Genomic DNA, 18,616 nt, shown 5'->3' on the forward strand with positions numbered 1-18,616 from the left:
TTTGTATCACTGGAAAGGCAAGGATTCGGCAACCTCCGCGTGCCGAACGCCCCTCGCCTCAAGCGATGATAATGATCAGGAGAGCGCCGGTACGCGCGATCTCAATCGTGCGCCTGCGCCTTCTCGTCGGCGACGATGTGATCGGCGAGATGGAGAGCCTGCTTCGCCCCGCGGGCGAGCCGGCGCATGATGCCGCTCAGCATCTCGAAATCCGCGCGGTCGAGCGAGGCGAACAGCGCATCGTTCACCGGTCGCTGCAGTGCAGCCAGGCGCTCCAGCATCTCCGCACCTAGCGGCGTCACCGAGAGATTGACCCGGCGCTTGTCGCTGGCATGCGGCTGCTTGGCGACGAGCCCGCTCTTCACCAGCTTGTTCACTTCGATGGTGACGAAGGCGCCGCTGAGATGCAGCCGCTCGGCGACCTGCGCCACGCCGACCTCGCCGACGGCAGCGGCGCGGCTGATCGCGATCATGATCAGATATTGCGGCGGGGTCAGCCCGATATAGGCGGCGAAGCGTGCCCTCGCCTCCTCCAGCCGGCCGCCGAAGGCGAAGAAATCGTAGAGCAGGTCGCGGAAGCGCGTATCGCTGCCGCCATCCAGCAAATCCGGCTTCGCCACGGTCATGCGCCGGTTCTCGCTCGACATGGTTTGGTCGTCCTCAAGGGCTGTTGACTCACTCTAATAGCTTTGTTACAAAGCTATCTTAACAAGGATACATCGCAAAAGCAACCGGAGAGGAGGGGACGATGGACGCCAAGGCCTTCAGGCAATCCCTGGGCGAGTTCGCCACCGGCGTCGCGGTGATCACCGCGCAGGGCAGCGGCGAGGAGCTCATCGGCATGACCATGAGTTCGTTCAACTCCGTTTCGATCGATCCGCCGCTCGTCCTGTTCAGCGTCGACAGGCGGGCGAACAGCCTGCCGGCCATGCTTGAGGCCAAGGGCTTCGCGGTCAATGTGCTGGCGCGCGAGCAGGAGCACATATCCAACCGTTTCGCCCGGGCGCTCGGCGACAAATGGTCGGAGACCAGGCGCAGCGTCGGTCACGCCCAGGCACCGCTGATCACCGGATCGCTCGCCCATTTCGAGTGCGAGCCCTACGCCAATCACGACGGCGGCGACCATGTCATCTTCCTGGTGCGGGTGCTGCGCCACACCGTGCGCGCCGGCACTCCGGCGCCCTTGATCTTCTTCCGCGGCCGCTATCGCGACCTCGTCGACGAGACCCAGCGCGAGCCGTCCTGGCCGCTGCCCATCCACTACTGACAGTCAAAAGAGCGAGGAGAGACCCATGACCAAGACCGGACAGCAGCATCTGGCCAGCCTGCGCGACGACCGCTCGATCTATATCGACGGCGCCCGTGTCGAGGACGTCACCAGCCACCGCGCCTTCCGCAATGTCGCGCAGTCGGTCGCCGGCCTGTTCGACTTCGCCGGCGATGCCTCGCGCCGCGACCTCATGACCTTCGAGACCGAGACCGGCGGCCGCGCCAACCGGATCTGGCAGTTGCCGACCTCCTATGCCGACCTGGTCGAGCGCCGCCGGGCGCTGGAGGCCTGGACCGCGATCCATGGCGGCTTCCTCGGCCGCGCGCCCGACCATGTCGCCTCCTGCATCTCCGGCATGCGCATGGGCCTGCCGGTGTTCGAGGGCTACGATCCGGCCCGCGCCGCCGCGCTGGAAAGCTACTATCGCTACGCCCGCGACAACGACCTCTACCTGACCTATGTCATCATCAACCCGCAGGCCGATCGCTCCAAGAACGCGGCCGAGCAGGCCGACCCGTTCCTGACCGCCGGCGTCGTCGACCGCGACGCCGAGGGCATCACCATCCGCGGCGCCAAGATGCTGGCGACCGGCGGCGTCGTCGCCAACGAGGTCTTCGTCACCACGATCCAGCCGATGCAGCCGGGCGAGGAGCGCTATGCCGTCTCCTTCGCCATCCCGATGAACACCAAGGGCCTGAAGATGCTCTCGCGCAAATCGTATGAGGCGCAGGCGGGCTCGATCTTCGACAACCCGCTGGCCAGCCGCTACGACGAGAACGATGCGGTGCTGTTCTTCGACGATGTCAAGGTTCCGTGGGACCGGGTCTTCATCGATGGCAGCGTCGAGATGTGCCAGAAGCAGTTCCATGCGACCCCGGCGCATGTCTACCAGAACTACCAGGCGATGATCCGCCTCAAGGTGAAGCTGCAGTTCCTGATGGGCATCGCCCATCGCACCACCCAGACCAACGGCATCACCCAGTTCCCGCAGGTGCGCGAGACCCTCGGCCAGCTCGCCGCCGAGGCGGCGATGGTCGACGCCTTCGTCAACGCCATGGAGGCCAAGGGCACGCAGGCCGGCCCCTACTTCGTGCCCGACCGGCACATGCTCTATTCGGCGCAGGTGCTGACCCAGCAGATGTATCCGAAGATCCTGAACTCGCTGCGCGAGCTCGCCGGCGGCGGCATGATCATGCTGCCCTCCTCGATCGCCGATTTCGCCAACCCCGAGATCGCAGCGATCATCGAGAAGACCCAGCAGTCGCCGGCCGCGAATTCGCATGACCGGGTCAAGTTCTACAAGCTCGCCTGGGACGCGGTCGGCTCCGAGTTCGGCTCGCGCCACCACCAGTACGAGATGTTCTATGCCGGGGCGACCTTCGTGACCAAGGGCCACTCCTTCCGCACCTATGACTGGGGCAAGGCCGGCGGCATCGTCCAGTCGATGCTGGACTCCTACGACCTCGACACCAAATCAGCCGCCTGAGCCGGCGAAAGGACAGCGTCATGCCCGTCAACAAGAGCCACGACGAATTCTACACCCTCGACATGTCCAAGGGCTGGGAGGTGCCGGCCGGCTATCCCGCCGGCATCCAGCAGAAGATCCTGTCGGGCGCCCTCGACGAGGTGAACAATCGCGGCACGCGCACCCGCCTGCTGCGCTTCCAGCCCGGCGTCTACACCACCGCGCCGTTCTCCCATGACTATTGGGAAGAGGTCTATCTGATGGAGGGCGACCTCACCGTCGGCAACGACGCCAACGGCGAGGGCGGCGAGAGCTTCCCGCCGCACACCTATGCAGTGCGCCCACCGCATGCCCCGCACGGGCCGTTCAAGTCGCAGAAGGGCTGCATCCTGCTCGAAATCCACTATTTCGACCCGGTCTGAGCCAGCCATGATGCCGACCCTCGCCAATCTCGCCGACGATCTCGCTTCGGAACGGACACGCTCGCTCACCCTCGTGCGCGAAGCGCTCGAGCGGATCGAGGCACCGGATGGCGAGGGCCGGCTCGCCTTCATCAAGGTCCATCGCGAGGCCGCGCTCGCCGCCGCCGAGGCAATGGACCGCCTGCGGGATGCGGGGCTCAGCCCCTCCCCCTTCGCCGGCATCCCGATCTCGGTGAAGGACCTGTTCGACCTCGCCGGCGAGCCGACGCCCGCGGGTTCAACCGTGCTCGCCGACGCGTCACCTGCAGAGCGCGACGCGCCCGCGATCGCGCGCCTGCGCCGTGCCGGGCTCATTGTGATGGGCCGCACCAATATGAGCGAGTTCGCCTTTTCCGGGCTCGGCCTCAACCCGCATCACGGCACGCCGGCCTCGCCTTATGACCGCGCGACCCGCCGCATCCCCGGCGGCTCCTCCTCAGGCGCGGCGGTTTCGGTCGCGGACGGGATGGCGGTGGCCGGCATTGGCTCCGACACCGGCGGTTCCTGCCGCATCCCCGCCGCACTCTGCGGCATCACCGGTTACAAGCCGACGGCATCAAGCGTACCGCTCGACGGCGCGTTTCCTCTCTCGCAGAGCCTCGATTCGATCGGCTCGCTCGCCCGCAGCGTCGCCTGCTGCCGCGCTTTGCACGAGATCATGAGCGGGGCCGAGTTGCCGACGCAGGCGATCGGCCTTGCCGGCCTGCGCATCGCCGTGCCGCAGACGGTCGCGCTCGACGGGCTCGACGCGACTGTCGCCACGCACTTCGCGCGGGCGCTCACCACCCTGTCCAGGGCCGGCGCGCAGATCATCGAGCAGCCTTTCGCGCGCTTCGCCGAGGTCGCCCGGATCAACGCCAAGGGTGGCTTCGCCGCGGCTGAATCCTATGCGCATCACCGCGCGCTGATCGCGGCGAAGGGCGAGGGCTACGATCCGCGCGTGCGCCAGCGCATTCTGCGCGGCGCCAACCAGGACTGCGCCGACTATATCGAACTGCTGCGCGCCCGCGCCGCCTTCGTCGCCGCGCTGCGCGAGGAGGTTGGCACCTTCGACGTGCTGGCGCTGCCGACTGTCCCCACGATGGCACCGAGCATCGCCGAATGCGATGCCGATGACGAGGCCTTCACCCGCCTCAACCTGCTGATGCTGCGCAACCCGACCCTGATCAACATGATGGACGGCTGCGGCATCTCGCTGCCGATGCATCGAGCGGGCGAGGCGCCGACCGGGCTGATGCTGGCACGGGCCGGCGGCGAGGATGCCGCCCTGTTCGCGATCGCGGCGGCCGCCGAGGCGGCGCTGGCGGGCTGAGCTGGCGAAAGCTCAGCCCTGCCGCGTGATGTTGGCGCGGAAGGATTCGATATGCGCCCGCATCGCCCGCTCGGCCGCGTCCGGGTCCTGCCGGGCGATGCCGTCGACGATGGCGGCGTGCTCGGCGCAGATGCGCAAATGCTGCTCGTTGGTACTGAGCGAGATGAACCACATCCGTGCCGAGCGCTCGTGCAGGTTCCGCAGCAGGTCGCTCATCACGGGATTGCGAGCCGAGCCGGCGATGATCGCGTGAAACTCCTGGTCGAGATCGGCGATCGTCTCGATGTCGCGCGCCTGCGCCGCCTCGCGCATCGCCTCGAGATTGCGCCTGAGCTGGGCCGGCACCTCGGTGCTGGCCCGCTCAGCCGCGACGCGCACGCAGAAGGTCTCGTTGACGATGCGCGCATCGATGATGTTGAGGATCTCGTCCAGGCTGACCGGCTTCACGATCGTGCCCTTGCGCGGCATCACCTCGACCAGCCCGTCATTGAGCAGGCGGTCGATCGCCTGGCGGATCGGCGTGCGGCCGATGTCGAGCTGCGTGCTCAACGCGGGCTCGCTCAGAATCTCGCCCGGCCGCAGCCCGGTGGTGATGATCAGGCGCTTGATCGCAGTGTAGGCCTGGTCACGCAGCGAGACATGCCGCTGCGCATCCTTGGGCTTGTCCAGAAGAGTCACGTTTGCTCGCACCGCGGTCTGAGGTCGCAGCCATCGTCCTTCCGGGGGCCGCGACGTCAACCCCGGATCGGTAGAATCTTCAGGTCATAGCCAAAGCGGATGCTGCGGCGCAGGACCGGATCCTCGAGCTCGCCTTCGAAGCGGCTGGCCATCTGGATGCCCCCGATCGCCGGCATGGTGCCGCCGAAGATCGCCGTGCCCTCGGGCAGCGCGCCGGTGCCGTTGAAGCCGCGGATCAGGTCGTCCGGTGCGAGCAGGCCCGAGATCGGCCCCTCCTGGTAGAGCCGGCGCTCGCCGTCGATCACCGCGAAGCTGCGCAGGATCAGCTCGTCCCAATGGCCGGCGACCTCCTCATAGGGCCAGACGGTCGCGGCGACCGGCTTGTCGCAGACCTGCTTGGAGACGCTGATGCCATAGGTCTCGACCTGGCGGTCGGTGTGGTCAGAGCCGACGCCGACATAGGTCTTGCCGCCGCAGGCGAACAGGACGGCCTCGACCTCGCCGCTGCTGTTGGCGCCGACATCCTCGATGACCGGGTCGGTGGTCAGCCGGGCGGCGGCGACGCGATAATAGACCGGCGTCGAGGCCGGCCGCTTCACGCCGAGCGCTTCCAACTCGACCATGTGGTGCTCCATCGCCGCCTTGTCGCGCCCGGCCCAGCCGCCGATCACCAATTCGTCGATCGCCGCGGTCAGCGGGCTGGAGCCGGTCCGGCTCTCCACCGTCAGTGCCAGGGTCTTCATCGCCTCTCGCCTTCCCGAAATCGCGCTGCCCGTTCGCAGGGCAGCCTGCCCAAAAAAACTTCGCGATGCCTCTATAAAAATCCTTGTGAAGTTTCACAAGGATTTTTATAGAGGATCTCAAGCGCCGCAGTTGCGCAGGGACGGCGACGGCGCCCGGACAGGACGCCGATCGGAAACGGAGAGGAAAACCATGATCAGATCAGCTTGGATGGCCGCTCTGGCGGTCTCGTTCGGCGCAGTTGCGGCCCCGGCCGTCGCGCAGGAGAAGCCGGCATCCCTTGGTGTCGGCGTCATGACCTTCACCTCGGGCCCGGCTGCCGCCTATGGCGTCCCCGGCAAGAACGCCGCCGAGCTGATGATCGACATGATCAATGCCAGGGGCGGGATCGGCGGCGTGCCGCTGAAGGCGACCTATGTCGACGAGGCGCAGGGCACGCAGGGCGTCATCGCTGAATATCGCCGCCTCGCCGAGGACAAGGGAAACCAGGTGATGATCGCGGCGCTGTCGAGCGCCAACTGCCTGGCGCTGGCCCCCCTCGCCGAGCAGCTGCAGGCCCCGACGATCGGCTGGAACTGCGACACACACCAGCTCCTGCTCGACGGCAAGAGCCGCTATTATTTCCGCCCGAACGGCAACACGATCCCGGAATTCGTCGCCTATGCGCTCTATCTCCTGCAGCGCAAGCCGGATGTGAAGCGGATCGCCATCGTCAATCCCGACTACGCCTTCGGCCATGACGCCGCGCTGATCTTCAAGACCGCGATGAAGGCGCTGAAGCCGGATGTCGAGGTCGTGGCGGAGCTGTTCCCCAAACTCGGCTCGGCCAATTTCCAGACCGAGATCTCGAAGCTCTCGGCCTCGCGGCCGGACGTCGTCTTCTCGAACCTCTGGGGCGCCGATCTCGAGAACTTCGTGCGCCAGGCCCAGCCGCGCGGGCTGTTCACCTCGAGCCAGGTCGTGCTGGCGCTGGGCGAGACCGTGCTGCAGCGCGCCAACCTGCCTGAGGGCGTGATCGTCGGCGTGCTCGGCGACGGCTGGTGGATGTCTCCCGACGCCAGGGCCAATCCTGTGACCAAGGCCTTCGTCGAGGCCTATGAGAAGCGCTTCGGCGAATATCCGGTCTTCCCGTCAGTCAAGATGGCCAACGCCATCATCTACATGAAGGCCGCCTATGAGGCCGCGCTGAAGAAGACCGGCGGCAAATGGCCGAGCCGCGACGATCTCGCCGATGCCATGCGCGGCAGCACGGTCAAGACGCTGACCGGCACCACCGTGACCCGCAAGGACAATGACGGCCTCGTCGACCAGGTCGTCGGCGTCACCACCAAGTCGCCCGACTACAAGTTCCCGGTGATCGGCGGCATGGTCCGCTACAAGGGCGACACGCTGATGCCGCCCCAGGGCGACGACGCGATCAAATGGGTGGGCACGCTGACCCCGGCCTTCCTCGCCGCCCAGCCCAAGCCCGGCAGCTACCAGTAAGCGCGCCGGCGGGAGGAGCCTTTCGGCCCTCCCGCCCCTTTTTCCCAGTCACCAATCCCAGGTGCCGCCCATGCTCGACACCCTGATTCCGCTCGCCGTCGACGGCCTTGCCAGCGCGGCGCTGATCTTCTTCGTCGCCGTCGGGCTGACGCTCGTCTTCAGCGTTTTGCGCGTGCTCAACGTCGCGCATGGCAGCTTCTACGCCATCGGCGCCTATGTCGCCGCCTCGATCGGCTTGTGGGTCGCCAGCGCGAGCCTGAACCCCTGGCTCTCCTTCCCGGCCCTCGTCTTCAGCGCGGCAATCGTCGCAGCCCTGTTCGGCCCGCTGGTCGAGCGCTGCCTGATGCGCTGGACCTATGGCAAGCCGGAAGCGATCCAGATCCTCGTCACCTTCGGCCTGTTCCTGATCCTGGAAGACCTGCAGCGCATCGTCTTCGGCGTGCGCTCGCTCGCAGAGGATACGCCGATGCAATTGCTCGGCTCGACGCAGATCGGCGGCGTCGTCTACCTCAACTACCAGCTCCTGCTGATCGGCCTCGCCGTGATCGTGGTCGTCGGCCTGCGCCTCCTGCTGACGAAGACCCGGATCGGCCGGCTCGTCACCGCCGTCGTCGCCGATCGCGAGATGGCCCAGAGCATCGGCATCAACACCAACCGCGTCTTCATCCTCTCCTTCACGCTCGGCGTCTTCCTGGCGGCGCTGGGCGGGGCGCTGGCGACACCGACCGCGGGCGCCGCCCCCGGCCTCGGCGCCGAGACCATGGTGCTCGCCTTCGCCGTCGCCGCCATCGGCGGGCTCGGCCAGATCGAGGGCGCGGCGCTGGCGGCGATCATCGTCGGCCTCGCCCGCGTGCTCGCCATCTATTTCGCGCCGTCGCTCGATGCGGTCGCGCCCTACATCGTCATGCTCGTCGTGCTGCTGGTCCGCCCCTACGGGTTGTTCGGCCAGGCGGCGACCCGGAGGATCTGACCGCCATGCGCGCCGCCCTCTTCCTCGTCGCCCTCGCGGCGCTGGCGCTCGCGCCGATCGCCGCGCCCTGGCTGCAATTCGTGCTGACGCTCGCCGTCGCCAAGGGCTTTGCCGCGCTGGGCGTCGCCGTGCTGCTGCGCGGCGGGCTGATCTCGATCGGCCACGCCATGTTCTACGCCGTCAGCGCCTATGCCATCGCCTTCCTGGCGCGGGCCGGCCTCAACGAGTTCGTGGTGCTGCTCGTGCTCGGCACGCTCGCCTCGGCGCTGGCCGGCCTCCTCGTCGGCGCCTTCCTGGTGCGCTACCGCGCGATCTTCTTCGCCATGCTCAACCTCGCCATGTCGATGGTGCTCTACGCGCTGCTCTCCAAGCTCTACGGCATCACCGGCGGCACGGACGGACTGCGCCTCGCGGTGCCGCGCTTTTTCGGCCTGGCGCTCGACAAGGCGAGCTTCGACACCGCGCTCTATTATGCCGGCCTCGTGCTGATGGTGGGCGTCGGCTACGGCGTGCAGCGCTACCTAGCGAGCCCACTCGGCCATGCGCTCGCCGCCGTGCACACCAACGAGCTCCGGCTCGAATATCTCGGCGTTCCCGTCCGTATCGTCCTGCTGATCGCCTACACCATCTCGGCCGCGCTCGCCGGCATCGGCGGGGCGATCGCGGCGATGGCGATCGGCCATATCCTGCCCGAATTCGCCTTCTGGACGGCGTCCGGCCATCTCGTCCTGGTCGCGGTGCTCGGCGGCATCGGTGGCGTCGCCGGTCCCTTCATCGGCTCGCTCTTCCTCGAAGTGCTGCACACGCTCGCGGTCGGCGTCACCGATGCCTGGAACCTGATCATCGGTGTCGCGCTGATCGGCGTGATCTTCTTCCTGCCGAGCGGGCTCTACGGCCTGCTCCGGCGCCGCAGCGGAGAGCCGGCATGAGCACGCCCCTCCTCCAGGCCAAGAACCTGCGCATCTCCTTCTACGGCGTACAGGCTGCCGACGGCGTCAACCTCGAGATCCGCGAGGGCGAGTTCCTCGCCATCATCGGCCCGAACGGTTCGGGCAAGACGACCTTCCTCAACCTCTGCACCGGCTATCTCCGGCCGAGCTCGGGCGAGGTCTATCTCGACGGCAAGCCGATCACCGCCATGGCGCCGCGCACGATCGCCCGGCGCGGCATCGCCCGCGCTTTCCAGATCCCGCAGCTTTTCCTCGACCAAAGCGTGATCGAGAACCTGATGATCGCGGTCGCGGCCAAGCGCGGCATCTGGGTGCCGTTCAAGGCGCTCGGCGCCGATGGCCGCCGCCGCGAGGCGGAAGAACTGCTGGCCCTCGTCGGGCTCGACGCCGAGGCCGGGCAGCTCGCCGGCACGCTGCCGGAGGGACGGCGCAAGCTCCTCGACATCGTCATCGCGCTGGCGCTGAAGCCGCGCCTCGTCCTGCTCGACGAGCCGACCAGCGGCGTCAGCACGATCGAGCGCTTCACCCTGATGGAGACGCTGATGGCCGCGCTGCGTCGCGCCAAGGTCACGGCTTTGTTCGTCGAGCACGACATGGACGTGGTGCAGCGCTACGCCGACCGCGTCGTCGTCTGGGATTCCGGCTCGGTGATGGCTGAAGGGCCGCCCTCCGAGGTGTTCAAGGATGAGCGCGTGCTGCGCAATGTCGTGGGGGTGGCGTGATGCTGCGCATGGAAGGCGTGACCGTCGCGATCGCTGGTGTTCAGGTGCTGCGATCGGTGTCGCTGGGGCTGACCTCCGGCAAGACCACGATCCTGATCGGCCGCAACGGCGCCGGCAAGACCACGACGCTGCGGGCGATCATGGGGCTTCTGCCGGTCGAAGCCGGCGCGGTCCATCTCGACGGCCAGGAGATCGGCACGACGCCAGCCTATCAGCGCGCCGCGCAAGGCATCGGCTATGCGCCGGAGGATCGCCGGCTGGTGCCAGAGTTCACCGTCGAGGACAACATCCTGCTGCCGGCGCTGGCGCTCTCTTTGCCGGCGCCCGAGCGGGCAAAGCGGCTCGACGAGGTCTATAAGCTGCTGCCGCAGCTCCACACCATGCGCAAGCGCCCGGGCGGCGGCGTCTCCGGCGGCCAGGGCAAGATGGTGGCGCTCGGCCGAGCGCTGATGGTCGCCCGCACGGCGCTGCTGCTCGACGAGCCCTTCCAGGGCCTCGCCCCGGCGCTGGCGCTCGATTATGCGCGCACGCTCGGCGAGCTCAGGCGCGGCCGGCCGGACCTCGCCATCCTGATCACGGAATCGACGCCGGCGCTGCTCGACGCGATCGCTGACGAGACGCTGCAGATCGAGCGCGGTGCGATCAACTAAGCCGGATCACATCTTCTTGCCGTCCTTGTCGAACTGCTTGAGGAAGGCGGTGAGGTCGGCGATTTCCTTGTCGTTCTTGATGCCGGCGAAGATCATCTTGGTGCCGGGGATCTTGGCCTTCGGGTCCTTGATGTATTCAGCGAAGACCGCCTCGTCCCAGGTGATGTTGGCCCCCTTGTTGGCGGTCGAATAGCTGTAGCCCTCGACCGCCCCGGTATGCCGGCCGAACAGTCCGTTGAGATGGGGGCCGACCAGATTCTTGGCACCTTCGCCGGTCTGGTGGCAGGCCCGGCACTTGTTCCACGAGCGCTCGCCGGCGGAAATGTCCTGCGCCCGGGCGCTGGTCGTGATGAAGGCGACGGCGAAAGCAGCGGCGGCGACAGGCAGTTTCATGCGTTTCAGACCTTGATTGAAGAGAGGGTGGTCGGCGCGGCTTCCCGGAGGCGGCCGCGCCGTGAATGGCTTCAGCTGAACATGTCGGCGGTGATCGCGGCGTACCAGCCGATGTTCTCGGCCTGGTTCTCCTTGCGCAGTTCGGCACTTTCGCGCGGCTGCGAGACGAAGGTTTCGCTTGCCGCGATCTTGCCGTCCTTCGGCTCATAGCGACCGCCGACCTTGATGGTGTCGTCGGTCTCGATCAGCGACCAGCAGGTATTGATGTAACGCGCCGGGAAAGTACGGCCGCCCGCGAGCTCGCCGCGGATCACCATCGCCGCGACCTTGGCCTGGCTGTTGGCCGAGAAGGCGGATTTCGGCATGTCGCCGCCGATGCAGGCATCGCCAAGCACGAAGATGCTGGGATCGGCGGCCGACTTCATCGAGGCCGGATCGATGGTGCAGTAGCCGCCGGCCGGCGCCAGGCCCGCCGAGCGGGCGATCTCGCCGGCCATCTGGGCCGGGATGACGTTGACGAAGGCGCTGTCCTTGTAGGTCTCGAAGCCGGTGACGACGGTGTTGGTCTTGGGATCGACCGATTTGATGCCGTCATGCACCTTCGGCCCGAGCCATTCGATCATCGCGCCGTAATGCTTCTCCCAGCCCTCCTGGAAGACGCCCTGCTTCGAGAAGCTGTCCTTCGGGTCGAGGATGAAGATCTTGCAATCGCGCTTGCCGCTCGCCTTGAGCACATGCGCGAACATCGAGGCGCGCTCATAGGGGCCGGGCGGGCAGCGATAGGGGTTGGGCGGGGCGATCATCACGATCGTGCCGCCGTTCGGCACCGCGTCGAGCTTCTGCCTGATCAACTGCGTCTGCCGGCCGGGCTTCCAGCCATGCGGCATCGCCTCCTCGACCTCCTTCGACCAGCCAGGGACGGAATCGTATTTCAGGTCGATGCCGGGCGAGACGACGAGCCGGTCATAAGGCAGGCGATCGCCGGTGGAGAGCACGACCTCCTTCTTGTCGCGGTCGATCTGGGTGGCGCGGGCGCGGGCCAGCGTGATGCCATGGTTCTTCGCCAGAGCGTCATAGCGATGGCTGATCTCATCGTAGCTCTTGAAGCCGCCGATGAAGAGGTTGGAGTGGAAGCAGGTCTGGTAGACCTCGTTCTCCTCGACCAGCGTCACCGCGATGGCGCCGTTCGAGTCCTTGGCGATGTACCTCGCCGCGGTCGCGCCGCCGGCTCCGCCGCCGATCACCACGACGCGCGGCTTGCCCTGGCCGAGCACGGCAGGCGAGGCGATGACGAAGCTGCCCGCGGCGGCAAGGCCGGTCAGGAATGTGCGGCGACTGGTCGACATGGTTCCCTCTCCCCTTCCAATGATTGGCGGCGGGCCTCTTGCGGACCCTATCCGACCTTCAAATAAGCGAAGCCCTTGGCCTGCATCGCCGCGACGGCGGCGACGCCCGAGGGCACGAAGCCGACGAATTCGGCCTTGCGCGCCTTGCTCTTGTCGATCTTGAGGCGGGAGAAGGTGATCTCGCAGAGATGGACCTTCAGCCCGTTCTTGGCGACGTCCTCGACCCGCTCGAAGATCTTCGGGATCGCGGCCGCCTCCTCGCTCCAGCTCGTGCCCTCGAAGTTCTCCAGGAAGAACTTCACCCCGGCGCCATGCGCGACGATGGCGAGCTGCAGTGCGAACGGATCGGCGCCATAGGCGGAATAATGGTTGGCGATGTTCTGCAGCATCTGGATGAAGCGCTGCGGCTCGCCGAAATCGCAATGATAGAGGCAGGCGACGTCGGCCTCCTTTTTGAGGTCGCCGAGCGCCGTCTGCCGGGGCGCTGCGAGCACCGGCGTGGCCGCGGCGACCACGCCGCTGGCCGCCGCCAGCATCAGCGCCCGGCGCGAAGCCTGCTGGGTTTCCTCCGACATCGTGTCCTCCTCCGCTGCTCGGGCCATATGCCTGGCTATGGATTGGGTTTCAGACTCTCGTAGTAGGCGGCCAGTGCCGCGATCTCCTCGCTGGAGAGCCGCGCCGCGACCGCCTGCATCACCTGGTTGTCACGCTGCCGTTCGCGATAAGCGTTCATCAGCGCGACGAACTGCTCGGCCGGATGGCCCACGATCGCCGGAATGCCGCCGACCTGCTTGCCGCTGCTCTGGTGGCAGGTCGTGCATTCGGCGGAGAGATATTCCCCCAGCGCCTTGTCGCCGGCGGCGTTCGCCGGCGACAAGGCCAGTGCCAGGACCATCGCTAAAACGGTTCGCGCATTCCCTTCCCTCCGCTTGCGGTGGGGAAGGGTTAGGGATGGGGGGCCGCAAAGCAGGGCGAGACCATTCTTCGGCGTGGCACCGAGCGGCACTGCCCCCCTCCCAACCCTCCCCACCGCAAGCGGGGGGAGGGCTTGAGCCCGGCAGAGCCGTCGCGGGTCTGCCCTAAGCAATTGCTCCTGGCCGGCCCTCGGCATCAATCGACCTTCGGCGCCGTCTTCGAATCCGGCGTCACGTCGAGGATCACCGCCCGTCCGGTGATCTTCACCTCCGGCTTGCAATTGGTCATGCACGGCTCCTTGCCCCAGAAGGCCTTCTCCGTGGTCTCGCGGTCGTCGTCATAGAAGGCGGCCGCGTTCGGCAGCTTCACAGAGGTGAAGTTCTTATCGGACAGTTCGAAGTCCTCGTCCTTCACGATGTCGTTCAGATAGAGCAAATAGGCGGTAACGGCGTAGAGCTCGTCCGGCGAGAGCGACTGGGCGTTGCCATAGGGCATGGCGCGGCGGACATAGTCGAACACCGTCGAGAGGTCGGGCCAGAACGAGCCGATCGTCTTCTCAGGCCGATCGGATTTCAGCGAGCCCATGCCGCCGGCCAGCACCGGCCAGCGGTTGTTGCCCTGGCCGAATTCGCCATGGCAGCTGGCGCACTGCGCCTGGAAGACCTCGTCGCCCTGCTTGACTGTGCCCTTGCCGGGCGGCAGGCCCTTGCCGTCGGGGCGGACCGCGATATCCCAGGCCTTGATCTCCTCCGGCAGCGCCTCGCGGCCGAGGCCGAGCTTGGCGGCCGGGGCGGGAGCCGGAGCAGCCTTGGCCGGTGGATGCGTCTGCGCCTGCTTTGCCGCCGGCTTGGTCTGGGCGATCAGCGGCGCGGCGGCCAGGACGGCAAATGCCGCGAGGCCCGCGAGCAGGACGGGATTAACCGATCTCGACATTTTCGGTCTCCCCGTTCGTCTTCACATGCCAGGTCTGGATGCCGTTGTTATGGTAGATCGAGTTGGTGCCGCGGATCTTGCGCAGCTCCTCCTTGGTCGGCTGGAGATAGCCGGTCGAATCCATGGCCCGCGACTGGATCAGCAGGTCCTGCCCGGTCCAGTCGAAATCGACATAGAAGCGGGTCAGCGACTTATCGAGCACCGGCCCGTCGATCCTGGCATGCTGCCAGTTCTTGCCGCCGTCGAGGGTGACGTCGACGCGCTTGATCGTGCCGCGCCCCGACCAGGCGAGGCCGGAGAGGACGTTGCGGCCCTTCTGCTTCAGCGGCGCCTGCGGCGACGGATTGGTCACCACCGACTTGGCGTCCATGAAGAAGGTGAAGCGGCGCGAGCGGCCATCGGCGAGGAGATCGGTGTATTTCGAGGTCTCCTCGCGCGCCTGCCAGGGCTGGTCACCGACCTCGATGCGCCGGAGCCATTTGACCCAGAGATTGCCTTCCCAGCCGGGGATCACGGCACGCAGCGGATAGCCCTGCTCGGGCCGCAGCGCCTCCCCGTTCATGGCGAAGGCGATCAGTGTGTCGTCGAGCGCCTTCTCAAGCGGCAGCGAGCGGTTCATGCCGGAGGAATCGGCGCCTTCCAGCATCAGCCATTTGGCATTGGCCTTCACCCCCGCCTCGGCCAGCAGCACCTTCAGCGGCACGCCGGTGTACATGACGTTGTGGACCATGCCGTGGGTGAACTGGCAGCCATTGAGCTGCGCGCCGCGCCACTCCATGCCGGAATTCGCAGCGCATTCGAGGAAGTGGATGCGGTTCTGCCGCGGCATCCGCTTGATGTCTTCCATGGTGAAGACCAGCGGCTTGTCGACGAGGCCATGGATCATCAATCGGTGATTGGCCGGGTCGATATCGGCGATGCCGCCATGATGGCGTTCGAAGCAGAGGCCGGACGGGGTGATGATCCCGTCGAGCTCATGCAGCGGCGTGAAGTTGACCGAGGATTCCGGCGAAGCCGTCAACCAGGAGACGTCGCGGCGGATCACGTTCTTCTCGAAGCGCGACGGCGTGCCATAGGGCCGCTTGTCGACGCCCTCGCCGAGATAGCGGCTCCAGTCCTGGACCTCGGTGATCAGCGGATCGGGCTTGCCGGCTTCAGCACGGGCGAGCCCGGTGCCGGCGAGACCGGCCCCGGCGACCGCCGCCCCGCCAAGGAAGCGGCGGCGGCTCAGCGCATCGGGCTTTGCGGGAGAGGTCATGCCTCGTCTCCTTGTCTGGCGATCGTCGTCGGGGCGGTGGCCAGGACAATCGCTGGAAAGGGTGTTGCGTCGCGGTTGGAGGGAGCAAGCCCTCCCCCCGCTTGCGGTGGGGAGGGTTGGGTGGGGGGCAGTGCCGCTCGGTGAGAGCTGGAAGAAGGTCCAAGCCCTGCTTTCCCGCCCCCCATCCCTAACCTGGGGGGCAGTGCCGCTCGGTCAGCGCTGGAAGAAGGTCCAAGCCCTGCTTTCCCGCCCCCCATCCCTAACCCTTCCCCACCGCAAGCGGGGGGAAGGGGACGCGCCCCTGCGTCAGGCCGGTGCCCCGTGACCACGACGCTCATGCCCCGCTCACCTTCACGGCGTCGTTCGGCTTGATGGTGATGGTCTTCGCTGCGGCGACGTGGTCGCGGACCACGTCCCAGATCGGCGGCCCCTGCGTGCCCTCGTTGACGCTGGCCCAGCCGGCGACGACGTATTTGCGGGAAGCGTCGATCGGCTTGCCGGATTTCAGATACGTCAGGCCGGAGATGCGGCTCCCCATCGGCTTGCTGACATCGATGGCGTAGCCCATGCCTCCGATACGGACCATGTCGCCGCCGCCCTGGAAATAGGGATCGGGGTGGAAGATATTGTCGGCGACGTCCTCGAGGATCTCCTTGAGCTGCGCGCCGGTCATCTCCATCCGGTAGCAGTTGGGATAGGTGATCGCGGTCGCGTTGCTGATCGCCTCCCAGGTGATCGCCTCGCCCGGCAGGAGCGAGCCGCCCCAGCGGAAGCCGGGCGAGAGCGCGATCTCGGCGTCGCGCTGCGAGAGCATGGCGTCGCAGATCAGGTCGTCGAAGGTGCCGTTGAAATTGCCGCGCCGGTAGAGCAGCGACTCGGTGCGACCGATCTCCTTGGCGAGTTCGGCGGCATAAGGCGCGCGCAGCTTGGTGACCAGCGCTGCCATCTCCGGATCGGGCGCGATCGCATCGGCGAAGACCGGCATCAGCTTGAAGCGGATATCGGCGACCTTGCCATCCTTCACCGCGATATCGAGACGCGAGACGAACTTGCCATGCGAACCGGAGGCGACGAGCACCGTCTCGCCGACCCGGATCAGCCCGGGCATCGCGTCATGGGTATGGGCGGTCAGGATGACGTCGATGCCCTTGACCCGGCTCGCCAGCTTGCGGTCGACGTCGAAGCCGTCATGCGAGAGCAGCACGACGATCGCGGCGCCCTCGGCACGCGCTTCCTCGACCTGCTTCTGCAACTCATCCTCGCGGATGCCGAATTCCCACTCCGGGAACATCCAGCGCGGGTTGGCGACCGCGGTGCGCGGCAGGGCCTGGCCGATCACCGCGACCTTGACGCCGCCCTTCTCGAAGACCTTGCGCGGCGGGAAGACCGGCTCGTTCCACTCCTTGTCGCGGATGTTCTGGGCGAGGAAGGCGAAGGGCGCCGCCTCGACGATCTCCTTGACCCGCTCGGCGCCGAGCGTGAACTCCCAATGCGAGGTCATGGCGTCGAGCTTCAGGGCCGACATCGCGTCGACCATGTCCTGGCCCTTGGTCTGGAGCGAACTCCAGCTGCCCTGCCAGGTGTCGCCGCCGTCGAGCAGCAGCACCTTGTCGTCGCCGCGCTCGGCCCTGACCGCCTTGACCAGTGTTGCGATCCTATCGAGCCCGCCCATCCGGCCATAATTGCGGGCGAGCGCGACGAAATCGTCCGAGGTCAGTGCGAAGGCGTCGGCCGAGCCGGCGGCGATCTTGAAATGCTCGCGGAAGGCCGCGTCGGTCAGATGCGGCGGCAGGCCCTTGACCTCGCCGACGCCGAGATTGACCGCCGGCTCGCGGAATTGCAGCGGCATCAATTGGGCATGGATATCGGCCACATGCAGGATGGTGACCTGGCCCTGCGGCTCGAAACGCAGGATATCGGCCTGCGACAGCTTCTGCTGGGCGGCGGCGCGCCCGAGCGGGCCGAGGCCGGAACCGGCAGTCAGAGCCGCGGCGACCGCCGTCGCCTGCAGGAAGTCTCGTCTCGAGATCATGACTCATCCTTTGGATGCGCGCACATCGCGATCCAGGGAATCCAAAGCGGAGGCGCCGCCGGAAGCCGGCGGCGATACGATTTCAAAAGGCTCAGCCGACCGTCAGCTTGTTCTTCGAGGTGTATTCCGAGCCGTCGTCATCCTTCCAGGTGAAGGTGAACTCGCCCGATTCCGTCGCCTTGAAGAAAAATGACTGGTAGGGATTGGCTGAAATCGCCGAGAACCAGTCGGCCGAGAAGACCGGCTTGCCGTTGAAGCTCGCCGAGAACTTGTTGATGATCTTGCGCGGGATGGTCTCGCCCTTGGCGTCCTTGCGCTGGCCGGATTCCATCTCGTGCGAGATCAGCGTCTTGATCTCGATGATCTCACCGGCTGTGGCCTTGGCCGGAACGCGCACGCGCGGCGTGGGCTTGGTGGTCATGGTGTTTCCTCGCCTTGTTCTGGTCGGTGACGATGATGCCGGGCGTCAGCCGCCGCAGCCGCCGATCGTGACCTTGATGTTGGCCTTGGCCGTATGCAGCGCGCCGTTCGACATCTCGGCGACGCAAATGATGTCCTGCGTCTGTGCGAGCCGCATGCGCGTCGCGGCCGAGGCCTTTCCGCAGGCCGGGGTGAACTGGTAGCTGACGACGCCCGGCAGCGGGTTGCCTTCGGCGAAGACGTGCACGGCCTTGACGTAGTCGGCCTCCGTCATCGGGCTCTCGATCTCGACATTGATCGGCACGACCAGGCCGTTCTCGGCGATCTCGGGCACGTCGAGCTTGATCTTGCCGGAGGCCATCGGCTTGTCGCCGTAGAGCTTCTTGATCTCGGCGGCGACCGCCTTCTCGTCGGCGAAGGCGAGCTTCGGCGCGATCGCGGCGGCAGCAAGAGCCCAGGCGGCGGCCTTCACCGCATCGCGGCGCGACAGCGTCGACGGTTGGATTTGCATGCGGGGCTCCTCCCTGGAATTCGTCTCGTTTTAACGCTTGACGGCGCCGCGCCGGGTCGCCAATCATTTGCACGTATCGTGATATTGTTTTTTGTGAATGTAAA

21 protein-coding genes are annotated in these 18,616 nt (G+C 66.7%); 9 read left to right on the plus strand and 12 right to left on the minus strand.

Translation table 11 applies throughout. The features are described from left to right. Window positions 1–101 precede the first annotated feature (101 nt). Entirely contained in the window at window positions 102–647 is a 546-nt protein-coding gene (locus tag GV161_RS05885) for a MarR family transcriptional regulator (RefSeq protein ID WP_152015585.1), read from the minus strand. 101 nt (window positions 648–748) lie between these two features. Here GV161_RS05885 and GV161_RS05890 point away from each other — a divergent pair, with 101 nt between their 5' ends. The 4 genes from GV161_RS05890 to GV161_RS05905 are packed head-to-tail and all read left to right on the plus strand — an operon-like array spanning window position 749 to window position 4,508. Continuing rightward, window positions 749–1,267, plus strand: a complete 519-nt coding sequence (locus GV161_RS05890; RefSeq protein WP_152015584.1) for a flavin reductase family protein — start codon at window positions 749–751, stop codon at window positions 1,265–1,267. A gap of 25 nt (window positions 1,268–1,292) precedes the next feature. Beyond that, entirely contained in the window at window positions 1,293–2,756 is a 1,464-nt protein-coding gene (locus GV161_RS05895) for a 4-hydroxyphenylacetate 3-hydroxylase N-terminal domain-containing protein (RefSeq protein ID WP_152015583.1), read from the plus strand. A 20-nt stretch (window positions 2,757–2,776) separates the two neighbouring features. Beyond that, window positions 2,777–3,157: a cupin domain-containing protein gene (locus GV161_RS05900; RefSeq protein ID WP_152015582.1), complete on the plus strand. Its 381-nt coding sequence runs from the start codon at window positions 2,777–2,779 to the stop codon at window positions 3,155–3,157. 7 nt (window positions 3,158–3,164) lie between these two features. Continuing rightward, window positions 3,165–4,508 carry an amidase gene (locus tag GV161_RS05905; protein ID WP_152015581.1) on the plus strand — a complete coding sequence of 448 codons (1,344 nt, stop codon included), beginning with the start codon at window positions 3,165–3,167 and terminating at the stop codon, window positions 4,506–4,508. Window positions 4,509–4,520: 12 nt separating this feature from the next. Here GV161_RS05905 and GV161_RS05910 read toward each other — a convergent pair whose 3' ends face one another. Both GV161_RS05910 and GV161_RS05915 read right to left on the minus strand, forming a co-directional pair. Then, window positions 4,521–5,186 (minus strand): GntR family transcriptional regulator, encoded by a 666-nt coding sequence (locus GV161_RS05910; RefSeq protein WP_159650170.1) that lies wholly within the window; start codon window positions 5,184–5,186, stop codon window positions 4,521–4,523. A gap of 56 nt (window positions 5,187–5,242) precedes the next feature. Then, on the minus strand, window positions 5,243–5,929 hold the full coding sequence (locus GV161_RS05915) for a DUF2848 domain-containing protein (protein ID WP_152015579.1): 687 nt from the start codon (window positions 5,927–5,929) through the stop codon (window positions 5,243–5,245). Window positions 5,930–6,119: 190 nt separating this feature from the next. Here GV161_RS05915 and GV161_RS05920 point away from each other — a divergent pair, with 190 nt between their 5' ends. The 5 genes from GV161_RS05920 (at window position 6,120) to GV161_RS05940 (ending at window position 10,704) form a co-directional block, all read left to right on the plus strand. Then, entirely contained in the window at window positions 6,120–7,412 is a 1,293-nt protein-coding gene (locus GV161_RS05920) for an ABC transporter substrate-binding protein (RefSeq protein WP_244624160.1), read from the plus strand. Window positions 7,413–7,482: 70 nt separating this feature from the next. After that, window positions 7,483–8,382, plus strand: a complete 900-nt coding sequence (locus tag GV161_RS05925) for a branched-chain amino acid ABC transporter permease (protein ID WP_152015578.1) — start codon at window positions 7,483–7,485, stop codon at window positions 8,380–8,382. A 5-nt stretch (window positions 8,383–8,387) separates the two neighbouring features. Continuing rightward, a complete protein-coding gene (locus tag GV161_RS05930) occupies window positions 8,388–9,311 on the plus strand; it encodes a branched-chain amino acid ABC transporter permease (protein ID WP_152015577.1) in 924 nt (307 codons plus the stop codon). Further along, on the plus strand, window positions 9,308–10,054 hold the full coding sequence (locus GV161_RS05935; RefSeq protein WP_152015576.1) for an ABC transporter ATP-binding protein: 747 nt from the start codon (window positions 9,308–9,310) through the stop codon (window positions 10,052–10,054). Before GV161_RS05930 ends, GV161_RS05935 begins: the two co-directional genes overlap by 4 nt. Next, window positions 10,054–10,704 carry an ATP-binding cassette domain-containing protein gene (locus GV161_RS05940; RefSeq protein WP_152015575.1) on the plus strand — a complete coding sequence of 217 codons (651 nt, stop codon included), beginning with the start codon at window positions 10,054–10,056 and terminating at the stop codon, window positions 10,702–10,704. The genes GV161_RS05935 and GV161_RS05940 overlap by 1 nt, the downstream gene beginning before the upstream one ends. 6 nt (window positions 10,705–10,710) lie before the next feature. Here GV161_RS05940 and GV161_RS05945 read toward each other — a convergent pair whose 3' ends face one another. The 9 genes from GV161_RS05945 to soxY all read right to left on the minus strand — a co-directional run bounded on the left by GV161_RS05945 (window position 10,711) and on the right by soxY (window position 18,512). After that, window positions 10,711–11,097 carry a cytochrome c family protein gene (locus tag GV161_RS05945; protein ID WP_152015574.1) on the minus strand — a complete coding sequence of 129 codons (387 nt, stop codon included), beginning with the start codon at window positions 11,095–11,097 and terminating at the stop codon, window positions 10,711–10,713. Window positions 11,098–11,168: 71 nt separating this feature from the next. After that, window positions 11,169–12,443 carry an NAD(P)/FAD-dependent oxidoreductase gene (locus GV161_RS05950; protein ID WP_152015573.1) on the minus strand — a complete coding sequence of 425 codons (1,275 nt, stop codon included), beginning with the start codon at window positions 12,441–12,443 and terminating at the stop codon, window positions 11,169–11,171. A gap of 47 nt (window positions 12,444–12,490) precedes the next feature. After that, the gene (locus tag GV161_RS05955) at window positions 12,491–13,018 is read right to left on the minus strand and encodes a DsrE family protein (protein WP_152015572.1); all 528 of its coding nucleotides are present in this window, start codon (window positions 13,016–13,018) and stop codon (window positions 12,491–12,493) included. 35 nt (window positions 13,019–13,053) lie between these two features. Beyond that, window positions 13,054–13,338 (minus strand): c-type cytochrome, encoded by a 285-nt coding sequence (locus GV161_RS05960; RefSeq protein ID WP_152015571.1) that lies wholly within the window; start codon window positions 13,336–13,338, stop codon window positions 13,054–13,056. A gap of 215 nt (window positions 13,339–13,553) precedes the next feature. Beyond that, window positions 13,554–14,291, minus strand: a complete 738-nt coding sequence (locus GV161_RS05965; RefSeq protein ID WP_152015570.1) for a cytochrome c — start codon at window positions 14,289–14,291, stop codon at window positions 13,554–13,556. Then, complete coding sequence (soxC, locus tag GV161_RS05970; RefSeq protein ID WP_152015569.1) at window positions 14,275–15,549, minus strand: sulfite dehydrogenase; 1,275 nt, start codon at window positions 15,547–15,549, stop codon at window positions 14,275–14,277. Before soxC ends, GV161_RS05965 begins: the two co-directional genes overlap by 17 nt. 334 nt (window positions 15,550–15,883) lie before the next feature. After that, a complete protein-coding gene (gene soxB, locus GV161_RS05975; RefSeq protein WP_152015568.1) occupies window positions 15,884–17,581 on the minus strand; it encodes a thiosulfohydrolase SoxB in 1,698 nt (565 codons plus the stop codon). Window positions 17,582–17,672: 91 nt separating this feature from the next. Further along, window positions 17,673–18,002, minus strand: a complete 330-nt coding sequence (gene soxZ, locus GV161_RS05980; RefSeq protein ID WP_091837539.1) for a thiosulfate oxidation carrier complex protein SoxZ — start codon at window positions 18,000–18,002, stop codon at window positions 17,673–17,675. Between the two features lie 45 nt (window positions 18,003–18,047). Further along, window positions 18,048–18,512 (minus strand): thiosulfate oxidation carrier protein SoxY, encoded by a 465-nt coding sequence (gene soxY / locus GV161_RS05985; protein WP_152015567.1) that lies wholly within the window; start codon window positions 18,510–18,512, stop codon window positions 18,048–18,050. Window positions 18,513–18,616 lie beyond the last annotated feature (104 nt).

Source organism: Bosea sp. 29B, assembly GCF_902506165.1.
Taxonomy (GTDB): Bacteria; Pseudomonadota; Alphaproteobacteria; order Rhizobiales; family Beijerinckiaceae; genus Allobosea.